21 protein-coding genes and 1 tRNA gene are annotated in these 24468 nt (G+C 38.3%); 8 read left to right on the plus strand and 14 right to left on the minus strand.

Annotated features, from left to right (window positions below; all coding sequences use genetic code 11):
* Positions 1–17: 17 nt before the first annotated feature.
* The 3 genes from C7972_RS12375 to C7972_RS12385 all read right to left on the minus strand — a co-directional run bounded on the left by C7972_RS12375 (position 18) and on the right by C7972_RS12385 (position 5986).
* Positions 18–1529 (minus strand): RagB/SusD family nutrient uptake outer membrane protein, encoded by a 1512-nt coding sequence (locus tag C7972_RS12375; RefSeq protein ID WP_110356490.1) that lies wholly within the window; start codon positions 1527–1529, stop codon positions 18–20.
* Between the two features lie 9 nt (positions 1530–1538).
* Complete coding sequence (locus C7972_RS12380; RefSeq protein WP_181422877.1) at positions 1539–4550, minus strand: TonB-dependent receptor; 3012 nt, start codon at positions 4548–4550, stop codon at positions 1539–1541.
* Between the two features lie 383 nt (positions 4551–4933).
* Positions 4934–5986 carry a LacI family DNA-binding transcriptional regulator gene (locus C7972_RS12385; RefSeq protein WP_110356491.1) on the minus strand — a complete coding sequence of 351 codons (1053 nt, stop codon included), beginning with the start codon at positions 5984–5986 and terminating at the stop codon, positions 4934–4936.
* A 688-nt stretch (positions 5987–6674) separates the two neighbouring features.
* Between C7972_RS12385 and C7972_RS12395 the strand changes: the two genes are divergently transcribed.
* From C7972_RS12395 to C7972_RS12405, 3 genes are all read left to right on the plus strand, one after another.
* Complete coding sequence (locus tag C7972_RS12395) at positions 6675–7967, plus strand: MFS transporter (protein WP_220020900.1); 1293 nt, start codon at positions 6675–6677, stop codon at positions 7965–7967.
* Positions 7968–8067: 100 nt separating this feature from the next.
* Positions 8068–8994 (plus strand): carbohydrate kinase family protein, encoded by a 927-nt coding sequence (locus C7972_RS12400; protein ID WP_110356494.1) that lies wholly within the window; start codon positions 8068–8070, stop codon positions 8992–8994.
* Positions 8995–9041: 47 nt separating this feature from the next.
* Positions 9042–10790 (plus strand): glycosidase, encoded by a 1749-nt coding sequence (locus tag C7972_RS12405; RefSeq protein WP_110356495.1) that lies wholly within the window; start codon positions 9042–9044, stop codon positions 10788–10790.
* Between the two features lie 19 nt (positions 10791–10809).
* On the opposite strand, the gene C7972_RS12410 is transcribed toward C7972_RS12405, so the two are convergent.
* The 10 genes from C7972_RS12410 to C7972_RS12455 form a co-directional block, all read right to left on the minus strand.
* Complete coding sequence (locus tag C7972_RS12410) at positions 10810–11532, minus strand: hypothetical protein (protein ID WP_146216317.1); 723 nt, start codon at positions 11530–11532, stop codon at positions 10810–10812.
* Between the two features lie 12 nt (positions 11533–11544).
* Positions 11545–12030 (minus strand): DUF3592 domain-containing protein, encoded by a 486-nt coding sequence (locus C7972_RS12415; RefSeq protein WP_110356497.1) that lies wholly within the window; start codon positions 12028–12030, stop codon positions 11545–11547.
* Between the two features lie 20 nt (positions 12031–12050).
* Positions 12051–12350 (minus strand): hypothetical protein, encoded by a 300-nt coding sequence (locus C7972_RS12420; RefSeq protein ID WP_110356498.1) that lies wholly within the window; start codon positions 12348–12350, stop codon positions 12051–12053.
* A gap of 75 nt (positions 12351–12425) precedes the next feature.
* Positions 12426–12677: a hypothetical protein gene (locus C7972_RS12425; RefSeq protein ID WP_110356499.1), complete on the minus strand. Its 252-nt coding sequence runs from the start codon at positions 12675–12677 to the stop codon at positions 12426–12428.
* A 5-nt stretch (positions 12678–12682) separates the two neighbouring features.
* Positions 12683–13288 carry a hypothetical protein gene (locus C7972_RS12430; RefSeq protein WP_110356500.1) on the minus strand — a complete coding sequence of 202 codons (606 nt, stop codon included), beginning with the start codon at positions 13286–13288 and terminating at the stop codon, positions 12683–12685.
* A gap of 12 nt (positions 13289–13300) precedes the next feature.
* On the minus strand, positions 13301–13693 hold the full coding sequence (locus tag C7972_RS12435; RefSeq protein WP_110356501.1) for a hypothetical protein: 393 nt from the start codon (positions 13691–13693) through the stop codon (positions 13301–13303).
* Positions 13694–13815: 122 nt separating this feature from the next.
* Positions 13816–15879 carry a hypothetical protein gene (locus tag C7972_RS12440; protein WP_146216318.1) on the minus strand — a complete coding sequence of 688 codons (2064 nt, stop codon included), beginning with the start codon at positions 15877–15879 and terminating at the stop codon, positions 13816–13818.
* A gap of 42 nt (positions 15880–15921) precedes the next feature.
* Positions 15922–16266: a DUF4870 domain-containing protein gene (locus C7972_RS12445; RefSeq protein WP_110356503.1), complete on the minus strand. Its 345-nt coding sequence runs from the start codon at positions 16264–16266 to the stop codon at positions 15922–15924.
* Between the two features lie 18 nt (positions 16267–16284).
* Entirely contained in the window at positions 16285–16632 is a 348-nt protein-coding gene (locus C7972_RS12450; RefSeq protein ID WP_110356504.1) for a hypothetical protein, read from the minus strand.
* A gap of 442 nt (positions 16633–17074) precedes the next feature.
* Positions 17075–21025, minus strand: coding sequence for a two-component regulator propeller domain-containing protein (locus tag C7972_RS12455; RefSeq protein ID WP_110356505.1), 3951 nt, complete (start codon positions 21023–21025; stop codon positions 17075–17077).
* Positions 21026–21359: 334 nt separating this feature from the next.
* On the opposite strand from C7972_RS12455, the gene C7972_RS12460 reads away from it, so the two are divergent.
* Positions 21360–21436, plus strand: a tRNA-Arg gene (locus C7972_RS12460).
* Between the two features lie 764 nt (positions 21437–22200).
* Here the strand turns inward: C7972_RS12460 and C7972_RS23815 are convergent.
* Positions 22201–22347: a hypothetical protein gene (locus tag C7972_RS23815; RefSeq protein WP_181422878.1), complete on the minus strand. Its 147-nt coding sequence runs from the start codon at positions 22345–22347 to the stop codon at positions 22201–22203.
* Between the two features lie 145 nt (positions 22348–22492).
* Here C7972_RS23815 and C7972_RS23820 point away from each other — a divergent pair, with 145 nt between their 5' ends.
* From C7972_RS23820 to C7972_RS24430, 4 genes are all read left to right on the plus strand, one after another.
* Positions 22493–22639, plus strand: a complete 147-nt coding sequence (locus C7972_RS23820) for a hypothetical protein (RefSeq protein WP_181422879.1) — start codon at positions 22493–22495, stop codon at positions 22637–22639.
* Between the two features lie 25 nt (positions 22640–22664).
* Positions 22665–22817, plus strand: coding sequence for a hypothetical protein (locus tag C7972_RS24095; RefSeq protein ID WP_220020901.1), 153 nt, complete (start codon positions 22665–22667; stop codon positions 22815–22817).
* Positions 22818–22947: 130 nt separating this feature from the next.
* The gene (locus C7972_RS23825) at positions 22948–23118 is read left to right on the plus strand and encodes a hypothetical protein (RefSeq protein ID WP_181422880.1); all 171 of its coding nucleotides are present in this window, start codon (positions 22948–22950) and stop codon (positions 23116–23118) included.
* A 51-nt stretch (positions 23119–23169) separates the two neighbouring features.
* The gene (locus tag C7972_RS24430; RefSeq protein WP_110356506.1) at positions 23170–23409 is read left to right on the plus strand and encodes a relaxase/mobilization nuclease domain-containing protein; all 240 of its coding nucleotides are present in this window, start codon (positions 23170–23172) and stop codon (positions 23407–23409) included.
* Positions 23410–24468 lie beyond the last annotated feature (1059 nt).

The raw sequence follows: 24468 nt of genomic DNA on the forward strand, positions 1-24468 counted from the left end.
CCAAATTATTTATAATTTTAATAGCCAGGATTTTGATCTTCTGAATTTATATTTTCATTTGAAGTAATTTCGGAAAGCGGTATTGGGAATAGTTCGCTCTTGCCGGCTTGAAAGCCTGTTCCTTCCAAAAATTCGGCGGCAATTCCCCAACGGATCAAATCGTTGAACCTAACCTGTTCCCCGGCCAGCTCCACCTTGCGTTCATGTACAATGGCATCAAAAACCTCTGATTTTGATAGGGTGGTGGGTAATGCGGGCATCATGACACTTGGTCTTGATCTAACCTCGTTAATGTATCCTACCGCATTTGCCTGGGTCCCTACCTCATTTTCACATTCCGCCATCATGAGAAGTACATCGGCATATCTCATCACTTTGAAATTAATTCCCGAATTGGTCTCTTCATGTGCCCGTTGGTAATAATTTTGATATTTTTTCCAACCTGCACGTCTATTTTGCGCAATGTACACTTCCCCTTCAGGGATGGGATCCGGAGGTGTTCCGGTACGCACTGTTCCTCCTGGAAAAGTGTCTCCTTCAGAATAGAAGCAGTCTTTAAAGCGCGGGTCCCCTAACTCATATTCGTCCAGAAGATCATCTGATGGATAAACGTTGAACCAATCGTTAAAGCCATATTCCTGGCCTCTAAAGGTAATCTCGTTCAATCGGTCTCCAGAACTACCATCTCCCCATCCAGAACCACCAATGGAGGTGTCATAGGCTACTTCAAAAATAGATTCAGGACCGTATTCTGTTTGTTCCTTAAAATTGTCGAAATAGTTTTCTTCCAATTGGTATTTACCATAGACTTTTTCAAAATTGTCAAGGGCAAGCCTGTGTTCCCCTCTAAACAGATATACTTTACCTAAAAAAGCCAAAGCGGCCTCTTTGGTAGCCCTTCCCAAGGTTGTCTCCTCTCCTTTGGCTAGTAGGGTGTTGGATGCATCGGTCAAGTCATTGATAATTTGTTCGTAGACCTGCTCTTTTGGGCTTCTGGGGTATCCTACAATATCGTCCGGAATGGTAGTAATAAGTGGCACATCGCCAAATCGGGTTACCAAAAAGAAATAATAAAGGGCCCTTAAAAATTTGGCCTCCCCTATGTACTTGCTTTTATGGGCCTGTGACAATTTGTTTTCGGGTATCGCATTTATTTTTTCTTCGTTGCCTATGACGAAGTTGGCCTTGTTGATACCTTTATAACAGCTGTTCCAGTATAGTCCAATGGCACCGTGGGCAGAATTGAAGGAAAATTGTAGGTATTCCCTTTTATCCGCTTCCAATTGGGAGTTGCCGCCATTTTCATGGGACATATTGTCCATCATAAAAAACATATGCCGGGTATAGAGGCCTTGTGTTTGTAGGTTGGCGTACACGGCCGTAACGGATGATTCTACCTGTCCTGCGTCCGAGAAAAAAGTTTCTGGGGCTATGTTGTTTTCATTGATAAGTTCAAGGCCACTATTGTCACACGAAAGAGTGAACAATAGGCCGATTACGGTGGCGGTAATATATTTATATTTTCTCATGTCTATATTTTAAAATGAAACTTGTATGCCTAGAAGTAAGGATTTGGGCTGAGGGTAGTTACCTCTATCAATACCAACTTCAAAATTTGAGTTATTATTGGGTTTACCTATCTCGGGATCTAAGCCGGAATAATCTGTAAGTGTTACAAGGTTCTGTCCACTTATATACATCCTTAATTTGTTAATATGTTTGTTGAGCATATCACCTTTAATACTATAACCCAAAGAAATATTCTTCAAGCGGGTATAGGACCCATCCTCTATAAAGCGGTCAGAGGCCGAAACGTTCTGGGTAGAACCAAAGGCTCGTGGCACTTCGTTGGAAGTACCTGGTCCTGTCCAACGGTTTAGGACCGCGGTGCCCGCATTGAACAATCGTGGCATTCCTTCTAGGTCATATATATTGGTGTTGTAAATACTATTGCCGGAAACTCCGCTAATAAAAGCATTAAAATCCCATCTCTTATAGCCTGCCGATAAGTTAAGGCCATAGGTTAGATCAGGGAAGGCGCTTCCCAAAATGGTACGGTCCTGATCATTTATGTTTCCATCGTTGTTCAAGTCCTTGAAACGAATGTCCCCTGGTTGTACGGCAGTCTGTGATGGGTTGGCAGTAAAAACGGCATTTACCTCACTTTGGTCCTGATAGACACCATCGGTTACTTTCCCATAAAAATGAAACAAGGTTTCGCCAACGGCCAACCTGGTAAGGTTCTCATTTTCAAATCCACCCCCTACTAGCTGATCAAGGCCACCCAAGGAAAGAGCTTCATTTTTACTGGTACCCAGATTTAAATTGGCAGACCATGTAAAATCGCCTTCAAAATCATTATAGCCCAAAGAGATTTCAAAACCTTTGGTTTGTACGGAACCGACATTGGACCATTTGTAATTTTTGAGAAAACCGAACGAATCTGCAAGGTTCAACTGCATTAAGAGGTCGTTACTGGTGTTGTCATAATATTCCAGAGCCAAGGTTATCTTTTCGTTCATAAGACCAAGGTCCAACCCAATATTAACCATGGTTGTCTCCTCCCATTTTAGATCTGGATTTGAAACGCCTTCGGCAGTAACACCAACATAGTTGGTTCCTCCAAAAGGGTAATTGAAATTGGGAGAGAGGGATGTAGTATAGGTGTAATCCTCAGATTTGTCATTACCTACAATACCCCAACTTCCCCTAAGCTTAAAGGTACTAAATGAGGAATCTTCCAAAAAGGCTTCCTTTGCAAGGTTCCAGCCTGCAGCCAGTGAAGGGAACCAACCCCATCTGTTGTTAGCTCCGAACCGTGAAGAAGCATCCCTTCGCAATGAGGCAGCAAAAATATAGCGTTGATCATAATTATAGTTCAACCTACCCAAATAGCTTACCCTTGCATATTTGGTAGTGGCAGATGAAATATTGGCATCCTGATTGGAAAGTTCCTTGATGGTATTGCTCAAGTAATTTCTACTGTTATTATTGATGTAGGAGTTCTTGGCATCTTGGCGTTCATATAGTAATAGCAGTTCAAAATTATGAAGGTCATTGAAAGACTTGGTATAATTAAGGCTGTTGGTGAAAATAATATCCTTATTAATTCCTGTGTTCTTAACAATATTGGCATAGACCTGTGTCCCTGTCCCGGTATTTTCACTATCCTGGTTATATGCCGGGGTAAATTGTTCGTTTAGATAATTATCATAGATGAGGCCCAGTTGTGATTTAAAATTAAGACCATCCAAAATTTCGTATTCCCCATAAATGCTTCCATTTACAATTACGTTCTTATTGGAGAAATCCCTTAATTTTTGAATTCGAACAGGGTTTTCGGCATCCTGTCCATCGTTGGAGCTACTTGGGCCTTGGAACCCACCTAAATTGGCACTATTGTAAACTGGTAGATAGGGAGCCATTTTGATGGCGTGCTCTATTAAAGATCTACCGGAGTTTAGGCCACCTTCAGGATTCTGGTCATTGAATGAAAGTGCGAGTGTTTCCCCCAAGCGCAATTTTCCAGAAGTAAAATTACTATTGGCCCTAAAGGAATATCGTTTAAATCCGGTTCCAATTATTGCACCTTCCTGGTCTTGGTAATTAGAGGAGAATCTGTAATTGCTGTTTTCTCCTCCTCCGGAAATTCCCAAATCGAAATTTTGGATGAGGCCTGAAGTAAAGAGCTCATCCTGCCAATCGGTATTTAGGCCAGATTTACTGGCCGGTGTATTCGGGGTAAATCCAAAAGCATCAGTGGCATATTTTAAATATTGTTCCGTATTTAGCAAGTCATATCTGTTGGTTACGAACTGTACACCCGTATAGGAATCAAAATCAATACTAACTAGACCGTTGCGACTACCTTTTTTGGTGGTTACCATAATAACACCATTGGCGCCCAAGGAACCATAAATGGCAGTAGTTGAAGCGTCCTTTAAAATGTTGATGTTATCTATATCTCCTGGGTTCAATCCTGAAAGTCCTGAATTGGAAATAACACCATCTATAACATATAAGGGGGAGCTATTGTTCATAGTCCCCAAACCACGGATCCGTACTTCAGGTGCAGTACCTGGAGATCCATTGCTGATAACCGTAATACCTGCTGCTCTCCCTTGCAAGGCAGATTCGGCATTGGTAACAGGTATGGCAGTAATGTCCTCGGACTTTATAGTGGAAATGGCTCCGGTTACTTCGGATCTACTCTGGGTACCATAACCCACTACCACAACTTCTTCCAAGGCTTCAAGGTCCTGAACAAGGCTTACATCAATGGATGTTCTGCCATTTAGGGCAATTGTCATTTTCTCATATCCTAAATAAGTAATGACCAAACTGGCATTGGAAGGAACATCGGGTAAGGTAAATTTTCCATCAAAATCGCTGGTGGTACCGATCGTGGTACCCGAAATCACAATGGTGGCCCCTGGTAATGGAATACCAGTGTCATCAGAAACAACACCGCTGACCGTAGATGTTTGTGAATAGGCAAAATGCCCGATAAATACAACAATCGCAATTATTGCGTGTTTAAATTTAATCATAGTTTACAGTTTAAGTTAGTTGATTTACAATAATGCACCTTCAAGTAAATGAGGATGTATCAGGACAAATATATACTCAAGGCTGTGTTGGGAAATATCAGATATGAAGCAAATAATGAGAATTATGTTGCACAAGGTCCTTATAAATGGGAATACGTAAATTATTATATGGTATAATTATAAATATGGTATATGCATTACTTGGCGGTTATGTTGATGCCACAGCGCGTATATCAACAGAAATGGAAGTAAAATGGGAATTTGTGGTGTTTTGTTGAGTTGGTGCCCAATTTGTATTTTGGGTTATAGCCATGTCCCCTTTTGAAGTTACAGGCAAAAGCTATTTGAAATTATTGGAAAGGAAATATTCTTATAACTTGGATCTAAATCTGTTTCATTTTATGTAAGACCTCTTTGGTGGATTGCCGTTTAATAAGGCCTGTTTCCAAAACGATTTCTTTGTAAACAATGGGTTCCTTTTTTTTTACTTGTTGCATTTCCCTGTAAAGTTGCTTAAAAGCCGCTTTCCCCATTTCGAATCCCGGTTGGTCAATGGTAGTTAGGCTAGGAGAGATGACCGATGACATAAACCAATTGCTAAACCCTACAATGGATATGTCTTCTGGAATTTTGACACCTTGTTCATTGAACTCCGTAATGGCGCCTATAGCCACTAAATCCGTATTTATAAAGATACCGTCCACATTATTGTGATCTTTTAACAATTGCCGCGCATTCATTTTTCCTTCTTCAAAGCTATTATCACCACATTCGCAGATGTACACTAAAGAAGGATCATAGGGCATATTGTTGTCCAACAAAGCTTTCTTGTAACCAAGAAACCTATCAATGGAATTTTGTGGTAAAAGTGCTCCCCTAAAATGTGCAATTCTTTTGCATCCAGTATCTATTAAATGTTGCGTTGCCGTATAGGCTGCTTTTCTATCATCTATAATGACCTTGGAGCATTTTACTATTTTGGCAATCTTATCGAACATCACCAAGGGTTTGTCCTGTGCCAGGACATCGGTTATGTGATTGTATTCTGCAGTACCATTGGCCAGGGATATTAAAATACCATCAACACGTTGACTCATCAACAGTTGAATCTGCTTTTTTTCCAAATCATAGGATTCATTCGACTGAAGAATAATGACCAGATAACCTTTTTTTTCCGCCTGGGCAACAATTCCCTTTATGACACTGGAGAAAAAATGGTGGACAATTTCAGGAATTATGAGGCCGATGGTCTTGGATTCCTTGGTCCTTAAATTTACGGCAAAGGCATTGGGTTTATAGTTCAAGGTTTGGGCCAACTCTTTCACCATGGCCTTGGTTTTTTTACTAATATCAGGATAGTCTTTGAGCGCTTTTGAAACGGTGGTCACAGAAATATTCAATTGTTCTGCGATTTCTTTTAGGGTAACGGGTTTCATTCTGGGTTAGTTTTATAATAAAAATACTAAAAAAATGAAAATCTAAATCGTTTTCGTTCATTTCGAAATCGTTTTCGTTAACTAATATGATAATTCAAGCCATTATTAGCTATAAATTACACCAAGTTTGTTCCAATCCTTGTTAAATAGTGGTCCCCAATATCATTAAAAGGCCCTTATCAAATGGTCAATGGAGAAATGAGGCGCAATTTACTGGGACAGACTATGACATGATGAAATTATTAGGCAGTTATACCATCGTTACTCGATGGCTTGGAAAGCCTATGACGAAATATAGATTTTTTTAGGTTGGTTGATTGTTTTTTTAGATTGAATGTAAATAGAGTTGATGTTTAGGTGACTAAGGTCAGCTCTTTTACTTATAATGCGGTCTTTCGTTCAATAAGATCAACTATATTGAAGAACTCCTGTCTGACTCTAAAAGGGTTATTTAAAAAAACAAACAAGTTTATCAGATGAATTGCATAGCTTTAGTAGGTTCTTTTGATACACTATTTTGGAAATAGCGCTTTTACTTATTGGTTTGGTGTCTATTTTTTGAAGTGGAAGGAAAACCTTGAAGAAGGTTCCAGTATATTTTTGACATATTAGTAGAAATTGTATTCTAACCTCCATCAATATACCAATGTTAAATAAACCTAAGTTAAGTTTCTGGCAAATTTGGAATATGAATTTCGGATTTTTGGGTATTCAGTTCGGCTTCGGACTGCAGCAGGCCAACATGAGTCCTATTTATAGATATTTAGGGGCTGATGAGGCACAAATACCTTGGCTCTGGCTTGCCGGACCTTTAACCGGTTTGTTGGTACAACCTATCATAGGGGCTATGAGCGATAAAACTTGGACCAAGTTGGGACGCCGTCGCCCGTACTTTTTAGTAGGTGCTATTTTGGCGAGTATTGCCCTGATTTTTATGCCCTATTCTTCTACGCTTTGGATGGCGGCAGGATTGTTATGGATTTTGGATGCCTCTATGAATGTTGCCATGGAACCCTTTAGAGCCTTTATTGCGGATAAATTGCCGGGAGAACAAAGATCCTTGGGATTTTCGGTACAAAGCTTTTTTGTTGGATTAGGCCAATTTTCGGCAAACATAATGCCTTGGTTATTGGGGTTTTTAGGAATCATAACCCTTGGGGCTTATGGAGCGATTGCAGAGTTGGAAGACTCAAACGGTATTCCCAATTTTATTAAATATTCCTTTGTTTTGGGTGCAGCGGTAATGTTAGGTACCGTATTGTGGACCATTTTTACTACGGACGAATTTCCGCCCGAGGATATTGAAAAATTGAAAAAGGAAAAAGTAGGTATTGCTAGTGTCTTGAAGGAAGTTAAGGAAGCAATTATAAGTATGCCCAAAACCATGAAACAACTCTGGTGGGTTATGTTCTTTGTTTGGTATGGCCTGCCCTTAATGTGGCAATTTCTCTCCTTGGCCATTGCACGCCATGTATTTGATGCGGCATCACCGGCACATCCAGATTTTGAAAAGGGAGCATTTTATGGGGGAATAAGTCTGGCCATATTTAGTGTGGCCTGCTTTACAATTTCCTTTGCCATTCCATGGATTGGAAAAAAATTGGGCCACAGGTTAACACATGCCGTTTTCTTGGCAATAGGAGCCATAGGTTTTCTTACAATGCAAATAGCGACCACTACCAACATGTTTTACTTATGTATGTTTTTGGTGGGAATGGCATGGGCCTCCATAATGGCCGTTCCCTATGTAATACTTTCGTTTTCCGTCCCCAAGGACCGCATGGGGGTCTATATGGGCATTTTTAATATGTTTATTGTGGTTCCACAATTTATAAGTATGGCTACCGTACCGTTTTACTACGATGCTTTGTTTCTTGGGGACCCTCGAAATGCCTTGGCTTTTGTAGGGGTCTGTTTTATTCTGGGAGCTATTTCTTGTTTCTTTATTTCCAAGGATTATGCCAAGATACAAGTTGATTAGATAAGGAGGACAGACCAGTGTAGTGGATAACATTAATGGGTTTTTGGGAGTATAGGGGGTAAGTGAAAAACATTTCAGGAATTATAAATAGTAAGACTATATGGGAAGCATAGATATTCTATGTATTGGAGAAGTACTTGTTGATTTTATTGGGCACCAGCCGGGGGTTAATATTAATGAAACAAGGGATTATCACAGATATTTGGGAGGTTCCCCAACCAATGTGGCCATGAATTCTGCCAGATTGGGGTTGAAATCGGTTTTGGTAGCCACGGTCGGGAATGATGCTTTTGGGGATTATGTATTTAAGCGACTCGCAGAAGTTGGGGTTGAAACAAAATATATCAAGGTCGTAGAGGCCAAGCCCACCAGTGTTATTTTTGTTTCAAGGACCGAGAATACTCCGGATTTTATTCCTTTTCGCGAGGCCGATTATCGTATTACCGAAGACCAGATCAACAAAGGCCTCCTTGAGAATACCACCATATTTCACACAACCTGTTTTGCCCTAAGCAAAGATCCTGCCCAAACTACCATTTTAAAAAAAGCGGAAGAAGCTTACCATTTAGGTTGCAAGTTGAGCATTGACGTAAATTATGCCAAAAAGTTATGGAACAGTCAGGCCGTAGCGCTAGAAGTGATCAAGGCATATTGTAAGTTTGATCCTCTGGTGAAGATCAGTGAGGACGATATGTTGCGACTTTTTGAGAAGAAGTTGCCGCACGATGAAATATTTACTTTCTTTCATGAGGCAGGTGTAGGGACGGTATGTTTGACGCTGGGCAGCCTTGGGGTTAAATTGTCGCAAAAAGGCAAAGGGGTGGTTCAATTGCCTGCCATAAAGGTTGATAATGTGATGGACGCCACTGGAGCCGGAGACGCATTTTGGTCAGGGTTTTTGTTTGCCTATATCAAAGAAAAGCCTATTGAAAAATGCTTGAAGGTTGCCTTGCAGCTTGCGGCACTAAAACTTCAGAACGTAGGTAGGTTGCCGGATAATATCAATATAATATCCAAACTTCTATAAATTTTAATCCGTTGACTGAAAGGTCAATATTGAATTCACTAAAGTAAATGTGCTCAGAAAACAAACCAATTAGCAATACCATTGGTAGGGGTGTAATGTTCAATGCCTATCCGGATAGCATAGGAAGCAATTTGCACGATCTGGTGGGTATGTTGGAAATGCCCGAGTTCAAAGATGTGTTTTCGTTGTTTTATGTTTTGCCTACTTTTTTTAATAGTGATTTGGACAGAGGCTTTTCCATAATAAATTATGATTTAAATAAGGCATTGGTTTCCGAAGAAGATCTTAAAGCTCTGGATAGGCTAAACATAAAGCTCAAGTTCGATATTGTTTTAAACCATTTATCGGTGGCTTCGCCCCAGTTTCAGGACGTATTGAAACATGGCGATGACTCAAAATACAAAGACTTTTTTATCAATTGGAACGAGTTTTGGGAAGGTAATGGACATATGGATGCCAATGGGGTTATAATCCCCAAAAAAGAGTTTCTTAAAAAACTTTTTATGAGGAAATCCGGATTGCCCATTTTAAAAGTAGTTTTTCCAGATGGTACGGAAAGGCCCTTTTGGAATACTTTTTATCAGCGTATAGATTATAAGAAAATAAGTCCCAAAGATCTTGATGGTATAAAAGGTCTATCAAGTGGTCAGATATCATCAATCTGTGATCGGGTAAATGAGGCCATATCCAAAGGTGCGGACTTTAACGATTTTGATTTTGAAGACGGCAATCAGTTCAAAAGTGAGATCCTGAAGATTGTGAACCGAAATCGGTCCTATTTGGGGCAAATGGATGTGAATGCCAAATCGCCACTGGTGTGGAATTTTTACGAAGAAACCCTGGAAAAGGTGAGGGGTTTTGGCGGTAAGATTTTAAGGTTGGATGCCTTCGCCTATCTGCATAAGGAGGTTGGGCAATCCAACTTTTTCAATAAGCCGGGTACTTGGGAGTATCTGGACCGCATTAAGAAAATTGCCCGAAAGAACGGTTTAATGTTACTACCGGAGATTCATGCAGAATACGGACTTCATTTGCACGATGAGGTGGCCGCAGAGGGCTATTGTATTTACGATTTTTTCTTGCCGGGACTCACTATTCACACTATTGAAAATGCGAGTAACAAGGCACTGTTGGAATGGGTTGGCGAAATATTGGAAAAGGGTTACAAAACCGTAAACATGTTGGGCTGTCACGACGGGATACCTGTGTTGGACCTAAAAGGCAAGGAGGTGGATGGTGTTTACCACAAAGGTTTGCTGCAGGATAAGGAGATAGAGGATATAATGAATAGGATTATGGAAAGGGGTGGAAGGGTTAAAAATCTGTATGATCCATCAGGGAAAAAGATTTCTTATTACCAGGTAAACGCAACTTTTTTTAGTGCCTTGGGAGAGGATGAACAAAAACTGTTATTGGCTAGGGCCATTCAAATGTTTATGCCAGGGATTCCTCAAGTGTGGTATTTGGATGTTTTTGCAGGAAAGAACGATTATACTGCTGCGGATATGGGGGGTGGTTCGGGCCATAAGGAAATTAATAGAACAAATTTAACCATGCAGGAGGTGGAACAGGGTATAAAAAGGGACATCGTAAAGAATCAACTCGCCATAATCAAATTAAGAAATACTTCCAAGGCATTTTTAGGCTCCGTAAAAATTAATGAAACTCCGGAGGGTGAATTGGATATTGTTTGGACAAATAATGGAGCCATGGCGCAGTTGAGAGCGAATCTTAAAACCAATACCTTTCGCATAGACCATAGTCAAAACGGTATTGCGGAAAGCTTGGTGTTTTAGAACTGGCATTTTCCATTTTTTAAAAATATTTACCCGTCCATACGATATCAGACGGTATGGATTGCGAGGAAGTAACGGTTATTTTAAGGGGCTTTATTATTTTGTCGAATACATTTTCTTCATACATGCTAGGTATAGTGTATTCGGCAACGTTTTCAATTTTATACTCAACGAAATTAAACCCGGCTTTCAGTTGTATATTGTAAGAGTACGAGGTTACAATATTGTCTTTTTCCGTGTTGGCGATGGTGGAAGTGCATTCCCCTTGATAATTAAAGTCCGATTCGATATAAACCAGTTCAAAATAAGATCCGATTATGGCGTTATTGGAAAAGGTGTCTTCCAGCCAAGGCACCAACGCTTTATCCGTGACCATAAAGATCAGGCCGGAATACGGATTATCCTTTGAGTTTAATGAAATGTACCCAGCATTTACGGCTTTCACATTTTTATCCTCTGATAGAAGGTCATAACTATTATCACACTTGGAAAATAGGGTATAGGCCGTGTCCGACATGTAATTCGCTTTTGTAGCATCGGAAATAAAATTTAAATCTTTTGGAAATTTAAAATCCAATTCCCCTGAATCCGAGATAGTTCCTATGGGTATTGGACTATCCGTTCCAAAGGTATTCAGCACCACATTCATAGCCTTTAGGGGGTAATCCCTGATTATTGGTTGTGATTGGACCAAACTATGGTTAAGGATAAAAAGCATAAAATACAGCATTGACTTTTTCATTGAATATTTGTTTTAAGGGGTAGATACGTACTCTATGATCTCCACAATTAAGGAGGGGCGATAAAAAGATATGGCTCCTAATGAAAAAAGTATGGATAATAGTAGTAAAGCCTCCATTACACCATCTTTTCTTCCAGGTTCCAAGGTGGATATGCCGGGGTTTGATGGGTTGTAGAAAACTGTAAGCTGTTTTCCCTGGACATATTTGGCGATTAAACCTGAAGCTTTCTTTTGGTTTAAATTTTTAAAGGAATTGGCGAAAAATGGTTTTTTTCCTGTATAAGTGGTCCCGTTTAATTCATAGGTATAAATAAAATCGATTATTTTGGATATGGGGAAATCGAGTCCCTTTGTAACCACACCTTTAACTTTTGGCCATTGATGGGATTGTTTGGCCCACCACCAACGACGAAATGTGGTAAATAAAAATGGTAGAAGTACCAATTGCAGAACAAGACCTGCTATTTGAAATTGACTAAGGGATTCAAAGTATTGCATGACTTTAGGTATTATTCATTTTAGTTTTTAAATCTACTCAAATTATCAATGCCCATGGCTTTCCAAAGTGCATTGGTGTCCATTCCCTTGGCTTCCACGGTTACATAAAATCTATTTTCGTAAAGAAATCTAAGTTCGGATTGAAAATCTGCTTTGGTATCTGCATCCCGATCGGTACCAAAAGTTAAAATTCCGTTGCGCTCTACTTTGGAATATCTTATGGTATTGTTGCTCTCGGAAGTTATTTTGTTTAGGTGTAACATTTTTAAGGGTATAATGGCACCAATCGCTTTCTGGCCGGCGGCATCCAAAATTTCCATTCTAATGGTGTCATCTCCAAAGCTGCCTACAACAAGTTGGGTATCGGTAATTTTGGGTTCTATTTTGTTCTGTTCCTAAGGATCCAAACTTAGATTGCTCAGTTTTTTCGGGAATGCCTCTATTAGTTGGTCATCTGTTAGTGGGGTCTTGGTGCCTAAACCCTTGCGTAGATCATCATATTTTTTATTGATATCCCCATTCTTTCCGCTAACTTCATTTATTGCCCCATCCAAAACTTTGGATGCTGAGGGATCTGACGTTTTTGGAGTTTCTTTACATGAAACCAAAAGCAGAATGACAAAGGCCGATTTTAGTAGATTTTTCATTTTTTTTAATTGTATTGATCTAATTTTTTTAAATTTTCAAAGTCGATGTATGACCATAAGTCATCAGGGGAGTCCGATCCTTCTAAAGAAATTCGGAATCTATCATTGTAGATAAAAGAAATTTGGTTTCTTTTAATTTTTGGTTGTAAAAAAGCAACGGTTTTGTAGCCATCTCGTTCTTGGTATACGTATTCTGTTCCTTCCGGACCCTGATTCTTGAATTTTAAGCTATCAAAAAAGTTGCGAACTATGGCCTTTGAGCCCGACCCGTCCTCTATCCAGAAATTATAGGGACTATCAAAAGAACCATACGCTCCATTGGCAGCTTGACTGCTGGCCTCGTATCTGTGTTCACCTAATTTTGCATTACCGTTAATATGTTCCGGTATTATGGCTAATAATTGTTCACCCGTTAAAGGCGCTTTCTTTTTTAAAGCTTTATAAAGAGCTTTTTGATTTTCGGAATCTTGGTATGGATTCTTAGTTGTGTTCCCTTTTTGGGAAGGAGAAGTGACCTTTGTGTCCACAACTTCTTTTTTATCTGTTTTGGAGCCCTCTTGACAGGCGGCTGCCAAGAGAATAATCAGTACATAAAATAGATTGGTTTTCATACGTATAAATGATTATGGTATTAATTTAAAATGTTCATCCAAAACTTTATTGGGTCTTTTATCCCTGTAGATGTAAGTGGCTTTTATATTGGCAGTGGGATTGGTATTGGGCTGGCCATAAGGAATGGTGTAGGATATTTCAAAAGTCCTGTTGGCTATACCATTGTTGTTGTAAACGGTCATTTTAAATATAGTACGCCCATTACCATTTTCTATATTTTTGGGCACTTCGTTCCAATGTAACCAAGGCTTCGTTTTTTCTCCAATTTTAGCGAAAAGGGTAGTGTTGCCATTGTTGATCTCAATTTTGGGAAAACTCCCGTCTGCATCAAGGTTGTAAAAACTCAATTGACCATTCATGTTTCTGGAAAATAGTAAGACTGCCAATAGTAGTATAAATTGCATATGCATGATTTTGTAGTTATTGGTTCTTAATAGTACTTTAAACTTTCATTTTGGAGGAAGATGTGTCAACCTTGGGGGCGGATATCAATACTGCCTATTTTATGTTGTTTTTTAAGTGTCGATTATTGAAATGATGGCATTGAAAATATTTGCGCATTGGGGAATGTTATATGTTGTTCTTCATAATAATAATTGAAAGTTGACGCTCCCTCAACAATGGATTCCAGTCTATTTTGACTATCAAAAGTCACGGTTACCCTACCATCGAAAAGAAAAACGGTGTTTTCTGGGCCAACGCCATCAATAATTTTTACGGCTCTTGGCTCTTTTTCTAAGCTAGAAATGGTGATCTTTGACGCAAAGTTGGGTATTTTGTGCATCACCGAGCCTTTGTTCATCGATAAGCCCGTAAGGTCCATGTCAATAGGGGCAAGATGTGCTACTGCGCCAAACATTTGGATCATCTTGGTTTTTAACCAACCTTTACCAGGGGCGTTAATATATATGTAGCCCTCTTCGTCTGAATATAAAATTTTGTTTTCACTGGGGTAGATCGCCTTAAGACCATAATTATCGGCATCAAAAAACATTGTGATGGTTGCGTCTGATGATGAAACGACTATACGCATATCTGAACTCCCTGTGGATACATTGATCATTTGATACCCATAATTCTTTTCACTAAAATGAAAAAAGGCTTCCAATTTTACCGAACTGGTTTTTTTTAGGTCTTTCTTTAGATGTACGCCTTTAAAGGTGACCAAGGTGGTTTTTTCGTTTTTGCCCGCTTTTACTTCTATATTATCATTGGGGTCGGTATCTGGAACAAAGGAAATATGATCTAGTACCGTTTTGCCATCAATTTTCAAAGAAAAGCTCATGCCTTTGTCTTCCATCTCTTTAGTGGTATAGCCCAAAAATTCCATAATAAAACTAGCCTCATCCGGTTGGTCATCTTCCAGGATGCCCTCAAAGGGATAAACAACTCCTTCCTGTAATTCTTCCCCTGTTTTAGGGTCTATAAAACTAACCGGTTCTATAATGTGCATGGCATTGCCCTGGGTGGCCATTTTTAGGAAGTTATATATCTGTTCGGTATCGCTACCCGTTTTTAAATTTTTATAAAAAGGAATATTGTTTTTTAGGGAATTTGGCATGTTTTGAAATGCGGTTGGTGCAGGTTCTCCATATTGAAGCATCCTATCGTACAGATTGTGAAAGGATTTATAGGCGTCTAGGGGATGAATGGTATTTTGCCAATAAAAGAGTTGTCCATTTTGCAAAATACTATTGAAAGTAGTTTGCAGGTCACCCTGCAGACCTAATTCACATGCACTAAATACAAATAGCTTATTGTTAATTTTAGGATAAGCGTCTGAAAAAAACTTGGGTATAAAAAATAATTCCCCGTACTCCAATGAAATACCCCTAACGTTTTTGCTCTTAATTAAATTAATTAATTCTTGTCGGTCTTTTTTTTCATATTTAATCCCTGAAGAAATATAGGTACGACACTTACTTGAAGGCTCCACATCCCCTTCTTCCACTTCACAAGTTTTAAGGGCATGTGAGCTAAAGTGCACCACATCATAATCGTTAAAGGATAAGTAATCTTCAAACGAGATACGCTGTTCGCTTTCTGTTTTATTGGCTTTATAGGTAACCCTACCTTTATAATTACGATACCCGGGCAACTTATTAAATGGAATTAAAGGATCATCAGCTACACCAAATTGCCATGCGTAAGGAGCCAACAGAATAGCTTTCTTATTTTGTCGGTTTTCGCCCCGTTGTGCACCTACCACATTGGCGGGATTTTCGTCAGGCACGGAATTGTTAAGAACCGTGATAGGTGGTACTGTAACACTTGCATTACCACCTTTTGTTTCGGATGAAAAATCCTTAAGCTTAATTAACATTGTGGGGCCATTTTTGAGTCTAAAACTCAATAATTCGCCTCCTACACCTATTTCTTGTAGTTCAGGTATTAACCTAAGTTCTTTTACCATTTCCGCTACCGGTTTTAGTTGAATGGTATCTAAAATGGAAAACCCTTTTAGGATCACTGAATCCGGCATTTTGGAAAAATCATCCAAAACTTCATTTATCGCGCTGGCCTTATCCTTGTTGCTTTCATTGCATGCAAGCAAAATCAATGATAAAGAGAATAGGTATAGGAAGCGCATGGCATTGTGGTTTTTGAAACGGTTGTTAATAACGGTAGCTGTTTAAATATTCTTAAACCACTCTACAAATTTATCACCTAAGAAGGGTACAGGACTTTCTTTACCATTAAAAGCGTTCATTAATCCCATAATCCACATATAGAGTAGAACAAAAATGCCAAGGAAATTAATGATCCACCCCAATATGGGGATCATGCCTATGGCCCCTAACGCAAGACCTAAACAGGCAAGGCCAAGGGATTGTTTAATATGGTAGGATGCAAAGGCGTCCTTTTTGTCATTGTTCATTACAAAGGCTATGATAAGGCCAATGATGGTGATATAGGATATAATGGCAATGTTCTTACCTTCACTTGCCACGCTTGTCTTGTTATTCGTTGTTTCCATATTCGTATTTCTTTATAATTATTCATCACAGGCCGTGCTGTTGATCTCTGCTTTTAAATCACTTATGTCCGATTTATAGTTTGCCAGATTGGCGGTGGGGACACAGTTTAAAATTCCTTCAAGTGCTTTTACGTAGCTCAATCCCTCTGTTTTTAATTTATTACAATTGGAAACACTTGGGTCATTGCTATAGGCCGTTAAGGCGTTGGTATATGATTCGGCCTGGGAAAGGTATTTTTCCGACCAATTGGTACAGCCGGCGGTACCTATACCATCATCTTTGCTACATCCAACAAACCCTGACAGCATTAATAAGTTGCTGGCGATGTACAATAATCCAATGTGACTTTTCTTTGTTTTTTTCATTTTAATTGTAATTTATATTTAATATTTAGTTAGAAAATCTCTTTTACTGTTCCATAATAGTTGTCAATAATGCATTTTTCGTTAGTAGGTATTCTTTTTCTACTCTATTGTTGTTATTACTATCCATAATGGTATTCAGGACTTATTTGTTACATACGTAACTTTTATTGATATTCTACAGGTACTGTATTTTCAGGCCTTTACCCTATTTTTTCAAGGAATTGGGCGTGGTAGGTTAGGGCACCTACAGAATATGGAAATGGAAGAATGGATAATCTGGCGACTTGGCTTATTGTTTTCATTTATCACTATATACTGGAAGGTTAAAATTTGATCTATTGTTTGTTCGATCAAATTTCTATTATGTGTATGACAAACAGTAAATCAATTGTAACATAAGATAGAACAGATGTAACCTTTTTGACGATACTACCCTTTGGATTTAGGATGTAGGAGTTTTTCCGAAGGTTTTTTTATAGCATTTTATAAAATACGAAGGACTGTTGAATCCGGTGGAATAAGCAACTTCTGCTATGGTTAACCCTGGTTTTTTAAGCAATTTTTGAGCTTGTTTTAGTCTTTCCAGCCGTATAAATGCAGTAGTGTTATGTCCGGTCAGGGCAATTAATTTTCTATGCAACTGCATTCGGCTCATTCCCAAAAGTTGGCTGAATTTTTTGACGGAAAAATCAGTATCCTGTAAATAATTATTCAGGATATCTTCTACCTTTAAAAGGAATTTCTCATCGGCTGTGGTAAAGGCAATGTCCTTGGGCTTAAAAACATTCTCTTTGTTGTAATGTGCCCTAAGTTTTTTCCTAGTTGTTATAATGTTCTCTATTCTTATTTGAAAGGTTTTTGGGTTGAACGGTTTAATCATGTATTCCTCCACACCACTTTGCAAGCCGGCAATTTCGTTTTCCGGATCGGTTTTTCCCGTCAGCATTATGATCGGGATATGGGAAGTTTTTTCATCGTTCTTTAATTCGTTGCAAAGTTCTATCCCATTTAATTTGGGCATCATTAGATCTGTAATTATAAGATCGGGAATTTTTTTGAGGGCAATCTGTACCCCTTCCTTCCCATTTTTGGCGGTAATGACCTTGTAATTGTCCTTCAAAATGGAAGACATAAAATTTAATAGGGATAGATTGTCTTCCACCAATAATATTAGAGGTTGTACTTCATTGGACTTTTTGGAGATGGTTCCCGGGTCATTTGTTGGAGTAACTGTTTCTGCAGGAATTTTGTCATCATTGATTGGATGGACAGGAATTTCCAAATTAAAGAATATTTTTTTATGATCATTGGAGTAGGAGGCGTTGACGGTTCCTTGCAGGTGTTCAACCAATTCCTTGACCAAGGATAGTCCAATTCCCGTTCCTTCATTGGTGGGACTTGTCTGAAAGAATCTTTCAAATAGTTTATCGGTATCTTTTTCTGTAGTGTTATCTATGTCATTGGAAACGTTTATTGTTAAGTAGTCGTTTTCCGATACACTAGCGTTAAAGTCTATATGTCCATTGGCTGAAGTGTATTTTATGGCATTACTTAAGAGATTACCAACAATCTTTTCCATAATATCAGGATCAAATAAAGTCATGGACATATTTCCCACGGTGTGGGAGAAAATTAGATTGTGGTTTTTAGCAAGATATTCAAAGGGTTCCAGAAGGGATAGGATAAAGCCTCCCAAATGGATTTTTTCTGGATTCAGTTTTAGGGAACCGGTATCCAATTTATTCAATTCCATCATTTGATCCACTAAATCCAGAAGTCTTTGGGTATTTTTATCTACCAACATCAGGTCCTTTTTTAAATCGGGCTTTAGGTCCTTTTCCAACTGATTTTTAATTGGCCCGTTAATTAATGTCAAAGGTGTTCTGAATTCGTGGGAAATATTGGAATAAAATTTTGCTTTGAATTCATTCAGTTCTTTTAACCTAATGGTTTCTTGGCGCTCAAATTTTAATTGCATTTTTATATTCCACCTCCATTTAAAATATCTGTATATTAAATATATAGCAGTTAAAAATATCAGTGCATATATCAGAATGGCACTATTGGTCAAGTACCAAGGTTTATTAATAGCAAAGCTATAAGAATCTTCCTTGTTGTTCCAAACCCCGTCATAATTACTGGAAATAACCTTAAAAGTGTAGTTCCCTGGGGGTAAATTGGTATATCGTGCACTATTTTCGTTACCGGATAAGGTCCAATCGGTATCGTAACCCTCAAGCTTAAATTGATACTGATTTTTTATGGGAAGGGAGTATTGTAAACTGGCAAATGAAAACGCAACGGTGTTTTCCTTATAGTTGAGCTTTACATTGGGAATTAGGGGCTTTGCCGTGTTGAAAACTTCAAACTTGGTGATTACCGTTTTTGGGAGAACTGTACTTATTTCTATGTCCGAAGGGTTAAACCAATAATAACCATCCAATCCCCCAAAATACAAGTTGCCATTTCTTGCCTTAAAATATGCCCCCGTATTAAATTCAGTGGCAAGTCCGTCATAATTGGTGTAATTGACAATTTTTGGTGTAGAATCCAGTTTTTGCGGCACATAAAATTTGGTGATGCCCCTATTGGAACTTAACCATAAATTGTTTTGTTCATCTGGCAAAACGGCATAGACCACATCATTGGCCAGCCCTTCTTTTACGGTGTAATTATAGAATTGTTCCTTTACAACATCAAAGGCACAAAGACCATTGCCGTTGGTGCCGACCCATAAGATCCCCTTATTGTCGTAGTAAAGGGATTTTATATGATTACTGGCCAAGGAATTTGCATTTCCGGGTTGATGTCTATATACTTTAACTTCATTGGTTTTAAGGTTTATTTTGCAAATGCCATCGTCCTGGGTACCTATCCAAATAAATTGACCGGCTTCCTGGGCAATTGCCCTAATATTGTTGGAAGGAAGTCCTTTGCCGGATTTACTTTTTTTAAATGATCTTAGGATACCCTTGTATTTATTTACCTTGAAAAGTCCGCTCTCCCTAGTACCTACCCATTTATTGTCGTCAGTATCATTCTGTATACACCATATGGTAACATTTTCTAGGTTTTTGAGATTTGGATATTCAATTATATTCTCTTTGACATCCATAATGTGTAGTCCGCCTTCCTGGGTGCCAATCCATAGATCCCCATCATTATCGCTGAGCAGGCTCATAATTCTATTGGATCTGAGCCCCTTTTTATTATCGGTCTGATAGGTGTGCCATTCATTTTTGCGTGGGGAGAACCTGGACAGGCCCTTGCCACTTGTTCCTATCCAAACATTGTTTTGCGCATCCAATGTTATGGATCTTACCACGTCTATGTTAATATTCTCCGGTGTTTGAAAGTTGATTACGGAGTTGAATTTTTCCAATAGGGGATCATAATAATTTAAGCCTGCGCCATCGGTTCCAAACCAGATGGTACCTGTATAGTCCTCGTAAATACTGAGGATATCTTTGTACTGAATTGTTTTGGGGTTGTGTTTTTCTGGTAAATATTGGTTTAATTGACTTTGTGCAATATCAATTTTAAAAAGTCCATCGCCATAGGTACCAATCCACAATTGATTTTTAGTGTCCAGTAACATGGTAAGTACATAAATGGTATTTAGGCTATTTTTTAAATCTTCGATAAAAATATCCGGACGTTTAAACAAGCTGTTGCTAGATTCCCTGTACCAAACACCTTGGCCAAAAGTCCCAACCCACTGATTGTTTTTATGGTCAAAAAGAATAAAGCTATAATTGGAAGTGGAATTTTTATTGCCATCGGGATAACGATAGTGTATGTTTTCCGGTTGTTGGGGGTCTAATTTTATAATATATTTTTCGCAACTGAGCCAAAGATTACCAGAGTGATCTTGGGTAATGGAATTTATGGAGCTAATTTTATCAGGGCCGATAATATGCTCTATTTTTTTGGTTTGGAACGATAGTTTGTAAAGTCCGGTTGAATAGCTCCCGAACCAAATGTTTTTTTGTTGGTCTTCAAAGATGGTACTGGCATCCTCTATTCCGTTAAGGGGTTCAAAAGAGTTGTTGTCCTTATTTAATTTGTGTGGTATTTGCGATATGGGAATTATCCATAATTCATCGTTGCTATCTACAAATACCTTTCCTAATTTACTATAGGTGGGGTTGGTGATATCCTTAAAGTACTGTTTGTACTTTTCAAAACTTCTGCCATCATATTTGTTTAGTCCGTCCTGTGTTGCGATCCATAAAAATCCAGTTTGGTCTTGGGCTATTGAAATTGCCGAATTTTGGGACAATCCATCCTTTACGGACAATGGACGAAAGGTGACTTGTTTTTGTGATTGTACGGAAAAACAATAAATAAGTAAGACGTAGTTTACAAAAACTCGTATATAATTTGGAGTCATATGTTAATTACGTTAATTCAATTGATAATTTTTTGCAACTTAATGTAAAGACGGTATTAACATATGAATAATATTTATTAAAATCTACAAATAGCATTAAAATATATGATTGCACCAAGAACTATTATAGGCCAATGATAAATTCTTAGTAATATATGGGGTGGAATTAATAAGTTATTTAATTGAATCAGGGATATTTGTATTGGGGGTAACTATCTGTCGGATTTGGTGTTGAAACGGACCGGTATTTTTTTTATGAATTAAGTTGCGCAATAATTAATGATAATTGTATATTTGCAGCCGCTAAAGGCAGAACCTGTCATATTTAGTGAATGGTGGCATAGCTCAGCTGGATAGAGCACCTGCCTTCTAAGCAGGCGGTCCTAGGTTCGAATCCTAGTGCCATCACCAGTAAAATAAAGGCCTTGTAGATTTTTTAATCTCTAAGGCTTTTTATTTGCACTCAATTTGCACTCACATTTTGTCTTTGTTTGGCTTAATATGGTTTTATTGGGATCAAGAACAATTGTTGTGTTTATGCAAAGATTGTAGTTAGTCAATTCTTCTAATGGTTTTAATTTGACTCAATTTTTAAGAGAAGACGGAAGAACCCAAACGTGGGACAATATCTCAAGATGGATACATGGTATTTAAAATATAAACATTGAATTAGAGTGGGAAGAACTTGAGTCCACTAAAAATATCTTGAAAAAGAAAAGAATTATTAAAATCAGTATGTGTAATAAATATTAAAAAGTCTCCCGGTGTACATATCACTGATGATAAGTTACTTTGGAAAATAGTAATTGAGGACAGATATTTTTTGTAAATGCAAGTAGATATTTATTTACATTCCAAAAAAATGAGTCCTGATTTTATTATTGCTTCCGGAACTACCGCAGGAAATTACTTTAGTGGTTTAATAGAACTTGCCAACTCCTCGGATTGGATATATACTAGATGAGGAATATCCTTTTTCGATTTGGTAATGGTAGTGTTTTTATCCGATATGCTCATCCCGAAGCTAGAATTTCTGACAATATACTTTATTATGGTCTTATTGATGCCATCAAAAAATTAAGTAATTTATAGTAGACCAATCTCCCAAGCCTTTTTCGAACGTCTCACAAACCTTCCACTCCAATCCCCCTATTCGGACACGCTAGGCCGGTCTGCTATGGACGTCTTTCGGTTCCTGTTTTGCCGACCCCTTCGTGGCCGCGCAAAAGCCCAAGTGGCGAAAAAGCTGCTTGTTCTTTTTTCTCCCTGCCCACAAAAAACTTGGATATTTCCACTATTTTATCACCATATGAATACGCCAACTGTATCCATATTTATTTATATGATTTTACTAATTAAAATACTGATAATGAGATTATTATTATTGAATTGGATGTGCTATATTTATCCATGGGGATGGATAGCAAGTTATGATTTAATCATCTTAAAACGCCTACTACAGACGAAATGAAAACTGATAATATTGAGGGAGAAAATGGCAATCACAAAGGCGGGAGAAAACGTTTGGGAGACAGGAAGCGGGAGTATGCCATAACGCTTAGGTTCAATGGCACGGAACTTGAAATAGTAAAGACCATCCTACAGTCCAATTAATCTCGAATTTGATAAAAGTGGAACGGTGGAACCATTTTTGAGAAAGCTTATCCTAAACAGGGAAGCGATAAAAGAGAAACGGGTTCCAGATGATATATCGAACCTCAATTTCCAATTGAACACAATAGGAGCCAACATCAACCAACTGGTAAATGTGGCCAACTTCAAGAATATGTGAAGCCCGAACGCGAACCTAGAACTGGAGGTGGAAAAGGCCAGCGAGCTGATGCTCGAACTTATAGAAATGATCAACAACGGGAATTAATATAATAACAAGGATGCTATATCGGAATAATGTGTAGGGGATAATGAACTATGTATTGGGCAAGGCCGATAGTACCAAACCCGGCTTCCAGAACACCTATTCGGATAGTGATACCAACACAGCATTTTTCTGTAGAGTCCTTTACTATCTAGGTAATCGGCAAGATTCTGAAAAGCGTTATGTACATGTGACTATCAACCTTCCCCGAGGCTAACAATTGAACGCTATGGACTTTTTTTGAACTGTCCAAAGCGTACATGGAACCATGGGATATGGAGAACATTCCTGTATGGTGGTACCCCACCACGGTACCAAGCACGATCATGTCCACAAAGTCTCGACCACCATAAGAGAAGACTGGCTGCAAATAAACCTTTCCAATGATTTCAAAAGGAAGGTAGCCAACCAAAAATACCTTGAAAATCGGTTTGGGCTCTACACGTCGACTGAAACACGGAAAGACAGAGAGCTACCGATATTTCGGATCCCACAATTCAAGAACTAGGACATCAACGGGGTCAGGTTCTATATACAAGATATCACAAACAACATCTCCAGAAGTACATGGTGTGAAGCTTTAAAGAACAATCAGAACTACTGAGACCGCACCACATGGCCCAAACAGCACATTTGCAGGACAGTACTAGGGGCCATGGCTTTTTGTTGAAGCTTCCCAAATCACTTAAAGGATATAGTGTATGGAAAAACATCCTTCATGCACTTACAGTCACTATGTAGACAAATGCACTAATTGCAACTGTATCCCTTTTGATGGAAAGGAGCCATAATAATGATCTCCTCGATTTGCGATATTTTACAAGCCCTATTTTGCCTTTTTTTACAGAATCATCATCAATGCCGTTAATGTTAATTATTAGATTCAATTCTATGCAAAAAACGTTGATTAGACAAAACAATTGTCTACTTTTTCTACAATATTATACTCGTTAATTATGCTAAACTCAAGGTAATTTAGAATTGATTCAATTGTAAATCATCATTTTTGTGCAATAACTGATAATCCTTAACAAACTTTTATTTATCACGTATGTAACTATTACTTTTTCATTAATTAGTCTATTAAACACTTTTAATGTAAGACTTACTTTGATAAAATGCTCTTTTAATACCAGGAGCTGATCAAAAATATCCCTTGCGGTAATACTTTTTATTGTTTTGGCAATTATTTCATATTAATGTTTTTAAAGTGTGATTTTGACAAAAACTAGTGCTCATTTTTGCGGTATTGAAAAAAAATCAACTTTTTAGTAGTACCTTTTTAAAGTTTAGTTGTTCTATATATAACCACAGCAATTGAATGAAAGGTTTTTTTTATATCTCAAGGTTAGAATTCAAAAAGAAATTAAAGGTTCTGACTGATTCCGAGCACTGAACATGGTGGTACTAAATTTAAGGTTTTGAATCTGTCGCAGGAAGTGGAGGTTATTGGGACAGAATCCAACATTAATGCCTACAGTGACGAAACTATGGTTTATACCACTCTAGCGGAAGGAAAAGTAGTTGTGGGCAATGACAATTTCAAACAGCCTTTGCTACCCGGTCA

It is taken from the genome of Arenibacter sp. ARW7G5Y1 (assembly GCF_003201775.1).
Taxonomy (GTDB): Bacteria; Bacteroidota; Bacteroidia; order Flavobacteriales; family Flavobacteriaceae; genus Arenibacter.

Coding starts and splice junctions, on each gene's coding strand:
- C7972_RS12435 (WP_110356501.1), bottom strand. CDS start 13,693: ATGCAATTTATACTACTATTGGCAGTCTTACTATTTTCCAGAAACATG.
- C7972_RS12385 (WP_110356491.1), bottom strand. CDS start 5,986: ATGAAACCCGTTACCCTAAAAGAAATCGCAGAACAATTGAATATTTCT.
- C7972_RS12410 (WP_146216317.1), bottom strand. CDS start 11,532: ATGAAAAAGTCAATGCTGTATTTTATGCTTTTTATCCTTAACCATAGT.
- C7972_RS12420 (WP_110356498.1), bottom strand. CDS start 12,350: ATGGAAATTTTGGATGCCGCCGGCCAGAAAGCGATTGGTGCCATTATA.
- C7972_RS12445 (WP_110356503.1), bottom strand. CDS start 16,266: ATGGAAACAACGAATAACAAGACAAGCGTGGCAAGTGAAGGTAAGAAC.
- C7972_RS12425 (WP_110356499.1), bottom strand. CDS start 12,677: ATGAAAAATCTACTAAAATCGGCCTTTGTCATTCTGCTTTTGGTTTCA.
- C7972_RS12375 (WP_110356490.1), bottom strand. CDS start 1,529: ATGAGAAAATATAAATATATTACCGCCACCGTAATCGGCCTATTGTTC.
- C7972_RS12455 (WP_110356505.1), bottom strand. CDS start 21,025: ATGACTCCAAATTATATACGAGTTTTTGTAAACTACGTCTTACTTATT.
- C7972_RS12405 (WP_110356495.1), top strand. CDS start 9,042: ATGTGCTCAGAAAACAAACCAATTAGCAATACCATTGGTAGGGGTGTA.
- C7972_RS12395 (WP_220020900.1), top strand. CDS start 6,675: ATGAATTTCGGATTTTTGGGTATTCAGTTCGGCTTCGGACTGCAGCAG.
- C7972_RS12380 (WP_181422877.1), bottom strand. CDS start 4,550: ATGATTAAATTTAAACACGCAATAATTGCGATTGTTGTATTTATCGGG.
- C7972_RS12450 (WP_110356504.1), bottom strand. CDS start 16,632: ATGAAAAAAACAAAGAAAAGTCACATTGGATTATTGTACATCGCCAGC.
- C7972_RS24430 (WP_110356506.1), top strand. CDS start 23,170: ATGGGATATGGAGAACATTCCTGTATGGTGGTACCCCACCACGGTACC.
- C7972_RS23820 (WP_181422879.1), top strand. CDS start 22,493: ATGAAAACTGATAATATTGAGGGAGAAAATGGCAATCACAAAGGCGGG.
- C7972_RS23825 (WP_181422880.1), top strand. CDS start 22,948: ATGAACTATGTATTGGGCAAGGCCGATAGTACCAAACCCGGCTTCCAG.
- C7972_RS12440 (WP_146216318.1), bottom strand. CDS start 15,879: ATGCGCTTCCTATACCTATTCTCTTTATCATTGATTTTGCTTGCATGC.
- C7972_RS12400 (WP_110356494.1), top strand. CDS start 8,068: ATGGGAAGCATAGATATTCTATGTATTGGAGAAGTACTTGTTGATTTT.
- C7972_RS12415 (WP_110356497.1), bottom strand. CDS start 12,030: ATGCAATACTTTGAATCCCTTAGTCAATTTCAAATAGCAGGTCTTGTT.
- C7972_RS12430 (WP_110356500.1), bottom strand. CDS start 13,288: ATGAAAACCAATCTATTTTATGTACTGATTATTCTCTTGGCAGCCGCC.